Here is a 7,573-nt window from a genome sequence, read left to right as displayed (position 1 = left end):
TGGCGGCTCTGGCCACACGATCAGAGCACGAGACACGATTCCGGATCGCGTTGCTGAGTCGGGGATGGGCGCTGTTACGACAAACCATGCAGCGCATACCCAACGTCAAAAAACCGCCCTGGCAAGCGCTAAAAGCCGATCTGTATTGCTATCCCATAGCAACCTGATTTGTGGGGAACCCTCAGGGACAGACCACGGATTCTGCAGAACGCTTTTGTGAAATACGCGGCCTGATTTATTTCAGGTCTTTTTGTGCCGGGTTAATAGCATGCTCGAGGGCGGTTATGCCCTCGACGCTCTGGCTGCTTCCGCCGCTATTCATGTGCGGAATTTGATCAAGCGGGGCGAGTAAGCCGGCGCATACTGCGATCGCAAACCGAGGACATCGGCCCTCATTGCAAATGTACCTATTCCGAAAGCCACCTCGAACTCGTTCCGATACGAACGGATATTTAGTCATCCGATCTCGACACGACAATCACGTTCACTCCATCAACCGAGGCGGAATTTCCGAAAATACTGTCCAGCTCGATGGAGAATGAGATAGATATACTGTCCCCAGATATAGAGGATATACCGCGGATATACCGGGAAATATCCTTTGTTCTGTTTCATGGCTCCAGTCTCTCAAGTGTTGGAGCCTCCGAAAATCCCGGGATGGTTCACCAAAGTGTAATAGCTGCCCTCGGAAAAGCCGTGCCGGCGGCACAGCTCTTTAACTGACGTACCCGCCTCGGCTTCTTTCAGAAAACCGATGATCTACTCTTCGGTGTAGCCCTTCTTCATGTCCAATCTCCAGGCTTCGGGTGATTGGACTCCAGATCAGCGTACTACTCAATAGCGAGGGATAGGTCGCATGGAGGTCTCGCAAGACTGGCAGACCGGGCGGCGCTATCTGAATATGAGCGAGGACGAGAACGAATAACGATTCCGCCGACGTCAGGATCGCGTTTTTACAAAAAGAATGTTGCTTAATCCGTATGCGTTCGCATAAATGTGTTATCAACCCAAAAAATCATCTATTTGCATACCGGGTTAATATCAAAATTCACCGCTGCCGCATTTCTTACCGTCTGTGTATCGACACGCCTTCCACTCGATACGCATCAGTGGCTTCTTGGCCGATGTCCATTCGAATTCAAGCGCGCGCTCCGGACCGCCATTTTCGGTATCATGTTGTATAAATGTGCCGGAACAATCCGGACGTTCAACGAAACGCCTGGTCTCGCCGTCACTGTTTTCGGATTCGAAATACTCAGTGCCGTCAATATCGCGTGAGAACTCGTATTTGGTGGTTTTCTGGCCGTCTTTTATCGTGAGAGAGACATCGTTATAATCGCGGTCGCCAATAATGACATGGGCGACCTCATTGGTTTTGAGATTGCGAATCACGTAGCTCAGCTTTCCTGCGTCCATATCCACGTCTTCCAACGTTGCCTTGTTGCCGAATATCATCGACATGCCTTCACATTGATTCTGCGCGTAGATATCGTGATTGCACACTATAGTCATCATCGGTAGAAACTGGCTGTTCATAGGGAGCAGAAAGAAACTGCTTTCGACAATTTGAACAACCGTGCTCTTCAACATTTTAGGCGCGTTCCCACTCGCCTGGGAAAAATCTCGGCTAGCCAGATCATCCGCCTTTTTCTCTGCTGCAGGATACAAAGGCGAGTCCAGCGTGACGAACGTCGTATCTTCGGCCGGATCAAAGTCCGGCGGCAGGCAAGACTTTAATGCCCGGTCGTCAGGCTTAGCTGATGTACTGCCGGCGGGCCCGCAACCGGTGATGCTGATCGCGCCGAGAGCGACCACGCACATGAGTTTCTTGTTAATCAAGTTTGCGATACGACGTTTTGGCGGTTCCTGCCTAATTCTGGCCAACGTTGAAACCACGGCTGCACACAACATAATGCTATTTTCTCCTGCTTTAGTTCGCGCCTAAGGCGGTGCTGAAAAACTCCACGCATTTTCGATTAGCAATACAGGTGGCTGCCTATATGCATTGCAAGTTGTTGATTTGCGGTTTAGCGGCCATCCGCTCAATCACCTTCTCGACAAATTTCCCGACTTTTTCAGCACCGCCCCAAGCCGTGCCAGTTCTTTCTTGAACAGGCGGTGATGCGTCATCACCATGAGAAGCCGGTTTTTGCGAGCACTGAGCCTCGTGGCGCCGTGGGTTTGCGCACCGTTGGGCCCGCCAACGATTAAGTGTGCCCACACGGGCCTGCTGATTGGACAAGTTCACAGCTTTGGCCTTGGAACTTGGCGATTCACTGCTTGGGTGGCGTGACGCATGACGGGTTAGTCTGGAAGTGCCCAAATTAAAGGTGCCGAGAACCCGGCCGCGCTCCATATATAGTCGAGGGCTACTTTCGATTCAACTCGATACAGTTACGTGTTGCGACTCATGCTGATGACTCGCACCGTATTTTCGAATGGTTACGGATCAGGCGAAACTTGTCGATAACAGACCTGAGATGCACCGATATTGAACAAGCCAGCTTCCGCAAGTGTTTTAGCGATACTTCGATCACGAATACCCCATTCGCCGCGAATCCCGGCCCCCTCATCTACGTTCAGAGCATTGACACTGTTGTTGTCGAAAAATAGCAGCCATAAGAAACCGTAATAAACATTTATTTGTGATTTGAATCGGTGCTGACCAACCAATTTTTCTTGATGATAAAGACGAGTGCGAGAGTAAATCGATTCGGAGTGAAAGCTCGGGAATAGTCCTAATGTCAAAGTCGTCAAAAAGAATGTCGAGCCAGAAGAATAACTATTTTTTGCATTGGTCTCGAATACGATTTTATAAGAAGCATCAATTCGGTCGCTGCACGTTTGATAGGATTCGTGCGGCACGTTTTTTAGTTCGCCGCTAACTAATGATACGCAGCCTGAAACAAGGAGACAGGAAACAAGGCAGAAGGGCCGGATACATTGTTTAAGACTGTTCATCGTCGCTGTATTTCCCGGTTTTCAAGCGCAACCGAGATACCCAGGGGCGCCAATTCTGCGTTTATGAAGCAGGCCGGATATTAGTCGATTACATACCATGGCTGGCGTAGCGCTGTTACTCGGCTGACATGCCCTTTGCCATGTCGGTTAGGCTCGCTGGCTTTGAAGGCAACTCAAACATGCTTTCGTCGGGCTTCTCGCCGGCCAGCTCTATGACCTTTGTCCCGTCGAGTTGAAGGATACCCAGTCGTTCGGCGTTTAGACGCTGTTCCAAAGCATCTGGTTCGTCTGAATATTGGCCGGCAACTTGGCTAAAGTAACTCAAAGCCGAGAACATCTCGAAAACGAGCGGGTTATCGGACAGAACCGCCTCATCTTTATGCTTGGTCTGGTCTGAATCAACCCACTCAATGTGATAAACCCGCCCTGCGATGCCGGCTATATCTCGTGTTGCGCCAGTTGCCTCGAAATTTGTGACCTGTTGAATATCGTCGATACCCATAGGTGACGCCTGCAGCCCATTTTCTCTGGATTGCCTCTGAAGGGCGCTGAGATCCAAAACTCGAGTTTGACCCGCCATAGTCATCACACTATAAGCGTTTCCGTCTCGAACCAGTATATAAAACCCTGATTTTTTCACATCGAGACGTACGTGGTTCTGGTCTCGCCAAATGACCGTAACGGGGTCTTTCGAGTTGGCAACATCCAGAGTCACTGTACCCCCCGCAAAGGCGGGCGACGCAAAGACGCAAAGCAACAAGATTCTAATACAGTGCTTCATAAATAAAACCAAAAAGGTTTCGATAATATTTTACAATTTATATTTTTCGCAAAATAATATGCCGCGACTAAATCTAATCAAAATATTTCGATGAAGAGAAAGCCCCAAATCTTTTAACGACTTTGTATCAATTCCTCGTCAAATGTCAAATGAAGTTTTCATTGTGAGTGATTTTATTCGGGGAAAAAATATAACTCGCTACTTGATTAGCCCCGAAGCTCAGCAGGGTCGGTATATGGCCCACCGGATTCGGATAATAGGTCATGACGCAACAGCGGAGGGACGTCATGGCAATCAATCAAGTACAGATGCAACCCGGTCTATCCATGCGGGAGTTCATGGCACGCTACCGCACCGAGGCACAATGCGAGTGTTGGGTCCTGCCGTATGATGGTTCGACATTAACGCCAGAGTTCAAAGCGATCTTATGGGCCCAATACTTCACGGACGCGCCACGACCACGCACGCCACGCGAGCAGCAATACAGCGATCGACAGCTTCGGCCTCGCAGCTCGCGCGACGCGACGTCATCAACGTCAAGACCGTACTGAAATAGCGTCGCCGGGCGCAGGTCGAAGATAGCCCGATGGGGCCGAAGCCGCCTCGCTCGACCTCGTTGTCACACGAGGAAGAAGCCGCCTGTCTGATCTTTCGTCGACACACCCAACTGCCGCAGGACGATTGTCTGTACGCCCTGCAGGACAGCATCCCGCATCTGAGACGGTCCAACCTGCACCGGCTGTTTCAGCGCCACGGCATCTCGCGTCTGCCCAACCCGGACGCGGGCACGACGGAGAAGAAGCGCTTCAAGGCCTATCCCATCGGGTATGGGCACATCGACATGGCCGAGGTCCGCACCGAACAGGGCAAGCATCATCTGTTCGTCGCCATCGATCGCACGTCGAAGTTCGTCGTTGCGCGCCTTGAGTCCGAAGCGAATCGCCGGACAGCCGCGGCTTTTCTGGATCATGTGATCGATGTATTGCCGTATCGCCTCCATACGGTGTTAACGGACAACGCCATTCAATTCACCGACTCGGCGCGTTATCGCGACCCGAACAAGCCGTTGCACCGTCGCTCATGCTTCGATCAACGCTGTGCGGCGCACGGCATCGCGCACCGGCTGACCCGGCCGAATCACCCGTGGACCAACGGCCAGGTCGAGCGCATGAATCAGACGCTCAAGGCGGCCACCATCAAGCGCTATCACGACGCCAGTCTCGACGAACGGCAGGGCCACCTACAGACGTTTCTGGCGGCTTACAATGACGCCAAAAAACTCAAAACCTTGAAAGGCAAAACCCCGTTCGAGTTCATTGCCGCCGAGTGGACGCGAGACCCCGAACCGTTTCTTTATCCGCCAAACCAGTTGTTGGCGGGACTCGACAGTTGCCCCGGACATCAGAGTAATCCCGACGGCGGAACAAATGAAGTGTGGCGAGGATCCGGTGCTAAATCGAGCGATCGAAATAATTGGGGTTGGACTCTAAGAATTCCTTACAACTAAAGCTAGCGCCAAATAGCGGCAAACAATACAAGGGACAGGCTACGGCTTTAAGCCTAAGGAACCTCTGATCTATTCATCCACGGTCGCGTTTGAGTCCCAAAAGGCCACGATACAAGGCGCATGGCGCCGCGTCATAGCCACTCTATTATCCAGCCATGCAACGCCGTAGCGCGGCCTTTTGGGCCAAACCGCTTGGCGGCCGGGATTTTGCGCGCGCCTGAGGAATAGCAGAGGGTTAGGTCTTGCGTTGTGCGTCAAGTCCAGTGGACACACGTCCGAAGTACAACATCGGCGGATCGTGAACTCAATGTCCGACCTCTGCCCATTGGAATGGCGAGTCGCTTCATTTGCTCGCGACGCACTGATTTGAGCTTTTCGTAAGTGCCAGCGTCACGTTTCTCGGTAAGCATTTTTAGATAAGTGAACTGTTACCAGAGTCCCGTAGGGCGCGAGACAGTGGGCCGTTCGAGAAACGCCATAAAAAGTCTCGGGGCTACTATTGTCCATTTCGGCTAGCATCACAAACATCGGACTAGCACGTAGTTCGCCGCGAAGGCAGGGCATATATGACCGAAACCGCAACCGCCGAGCCGCTTGCGCTCGAAAATTCTTACGGGCGTCTGCCGGGCGAATTTTACGCGCACGCGACGCCGACCGCCGTCTCGGCACCACAGCTGCTGCGGCTCAACCGGCCCCTGGCGGATCAGCTCGGCCTGGATGCGTCGTCACTCGACAGCCCGGCCGGTCTCGAGGTTCTAGCTGGCAATCGTGTCCCGGCAGGTGCTGAACCTCTGGCCATGGCCTATGCCGGACACCAGTTCGGCAACTTCGCGCCCACGCTGGGTGACGGTCGCGCCATTCTGTTGGGTGAGATTATCGACCGCGATGGCGTTCGGCGCGATATTCAACTCAAGGGCGCGGGACCCACCCCTTTCTCCAGCCGGGGGGACGGCCGTGCCGCGCTGGGCCCGGTCATCCGCGAGTATGTCGTCAGCGAAGGGATGGCGGGGCTGGGTATTCCAACGACCCGAGCGCTTGCGATGGTCGCGACTGGCGAGTCGGTACTGCGCATGCCGGGTGCCGAGCCGGGCGGCGTGCTGACCCGTGTTGCCGCCAGTCATGTGCGGGTAGGCACCTTCGAGTATTTTGCTCGGCGTGGCCACAATGACGCCGTACGGTCGCTGGCCGACTACGTCATCGAACGCCACTACCCGCATGCCGCCGAGGCCGCCAATCCTTATCTGGCCTTATTGGAGAATGTCGCCAAGCGCACCGCCGATCTGATTGCACGCTGGCAGTTGGTCGGTTTCATTCACGGCGTGATGAATACGGATAATGTCTCGATCGCGGGTGAGACGATCGACTATGGGCCGTGTGCCTTCATGGACACGTACAACCCCGCGACCGTGTACAGCTCGATCGATCACGGCGGGCGTTATGCCTACAACCAGCAGCCGCCCATCGGCCAGTGGAACCTGGCGCGATTCGCCGAGTGCCTGTTGCCGCTACTGGCCGACGACGAGGAGGAGGCGATCTCGCAGGCCAAGGCCGTGCTCGAGCACTATATCGAGCGCTTCGAGGCCACGTACACCGACGGGCTGGTGGCCAAAGTCGGATTGGAACCACGCCACGACGGTGACGCGGACCTCGCCGAGGGGCTGCTGCAGTGCATGGCCGAGCAGGATGCGGATTTCACCTTGGTCTTCCGACGCCTGGCGGACCTTGGTGATGCGCCCGACGAGCGCGATGATGCCGTGCGGACGTTGTTCAAAGACCCCGCCGCATTCGATCGCTGGGCGGTACGCTGGCGCCAGCGCCTGAGCACCGAAACCCGCGATGAGGCAGGGCGCCGGGCCGCCATGCGTGCAATCAACCCCGCTTATATCCCGCGAAACCACCGAATACAGCAGACCATCGACGCGGCGGAGGCAGGTGATTATCAACCGCTGGAGGATCTGCTCACGGTCGTCGCCCGGCCATTCGAAGACCATCCTGATCTGGCGGAATACGCCCAACCGCCGAAACCGGCCGAGGTGGTGGCGCGCACGTTCTGCGGCACCTGATTGAGATATCACGCCCGACGAGCGCGCGGCCGGGCGGGAATGGTCGGTTCTTGCTCGGCCCGAATGGCCCGCGCAACCGCCCGCGCCGCGACTGTTGTCGCGAGTCTTTCGGGGGCTGGCGTATGACGGGACAGGACACGCTTTATGTTTTATTGCGTTAGTCGGTGAGATCGCTCATCTGAGCGACCCAAAACATGGTCTGTCTCCAGATACGCCTCGACTGTGGCATCGCGCTCGACTAGGGCGCTGCTGAAATAGCGC

General features: G+C 54.7%; 4 protein-coding genes and 2 pseudogenes. 2 read left to right on the top strand and 4 right to left on the bottom strand.

All coding sequences use genetic code 11. The features are described 5' to 3' along the window. Positions 1-672: 672 nt before the first annotated feature. From D3260_RS14480 to D3260_RS17345, 4 genes and pseudogenes are all read right to left on the bottom strand, one after another. Positions 673-759, bottom strand: a pseudogene (locus D3260_RS14480) (transposase); the annotation flags it as partial. Positions 760-1,041: 282 nt separating this feature from the next. After that, complete coding sequence (locus tag D3260_RS14475; protein WP_120099320.1) at positions 1,042-1,821, bottom strand: hypothetical protein; 780 nt, start codon at positions 1,819-1,821, stop codon at positions 1,042-1,044. Between the two features lie 621 nt (positions 1,822-2,442). Continuing rightward, on the bottom strand, positions 2,443-2,961 hold the full coding sequence (locus D3260_RS17350) for a hypothetical protein (RefSeq protein WP_147418214.1): 519 nt from the start codon (positions 2,959-2,961) through the stop codon (positions 2,443-2,445). 115 nt (positions 2,962-3,076) lie between these two features. After that, entirely contained in the window at positions 3,077-3,463 is a 387-nt protein-coding gene (locus D3260_RS17345) for a hypothetical protein (RefSeq protein ID WP_147418213.1), read from the bottom strand. A 706-nt stretch (positions 3,464-4,169) separates the two neighbouring features. Between D3260_RS17345 and D3260_RS14465 the strand changes: the two are divergent. Both D3260_RS14465 and D3260_RS14460 read left to right on the top strand, forming a co-directional pair. Continuing rightward, positions 4,170-5,123: pseudogene (locus D3260_RS14465) on the top strand (IS481 family transposase); the annotation flags it as partial. A 692-nt stretch (positions 5,124-5,815) separates the two neighbouring features. After that, positions 5,816-7,312 (top strand): YdiU family protein, encoded by a 1,497-nt coding sequence (locus tag D3260_RS14460; RefSeq protein ID WP_120099318.1) that lies wholly within the window; start codon positions 5,816-5,818, stop codon positions 7,310-7,312. Positions 7,313-7,573 lie beyond the last annotated feature (261 nt).

The sequence above is a fragment of the Salinisphaera sp. Q1T1-3 genome (assembly GCF_003602005.1).
Taxonomy (GTDB): domain Bacteria; phylum Pseudomonadota; class Gammaproteobacteria; order Nevskiales; family Salinisphaeraceae; genus Salinisphaera.
This window is presented reverse-complemented; position numbering and strand designations above follow the sequence as displayed.

What these genes read in the sequence shown, in the direction of transcription:
- D3260_RS17350 (WP_147418214.1), bottom strand. Translation starts at nt 2,961, where the DNA reads ATGAACAGTCTTAAACAATGTATCCGGCCCTTCTGCCTTGTTTCCTGT.
- D3260_RS17345 (WP_147418213.1), bottom strand. Translation starts at nt 3,463, where the DNA reads ATGGGTATCGACGATATTCAACAGGTCACAAATTTCGAGGCAACTGGC.
- D3260_RS14460 (WP_120099318.1), top strand. Translation starts at nt 5,816, where the DNA reads ATGACCGAAACCGCAACCGCCGAGCCGCTTGCGCTCGAAAATTCTTAC.
- D3260_RS14475 (WP_120099320.1), bottom strand. Translation starts at nt 1,821, where the DNA reads ATGTGCGTGGTCGCTCTCGGCGCGATCAGCATCACCGGTTGCGGGCCC.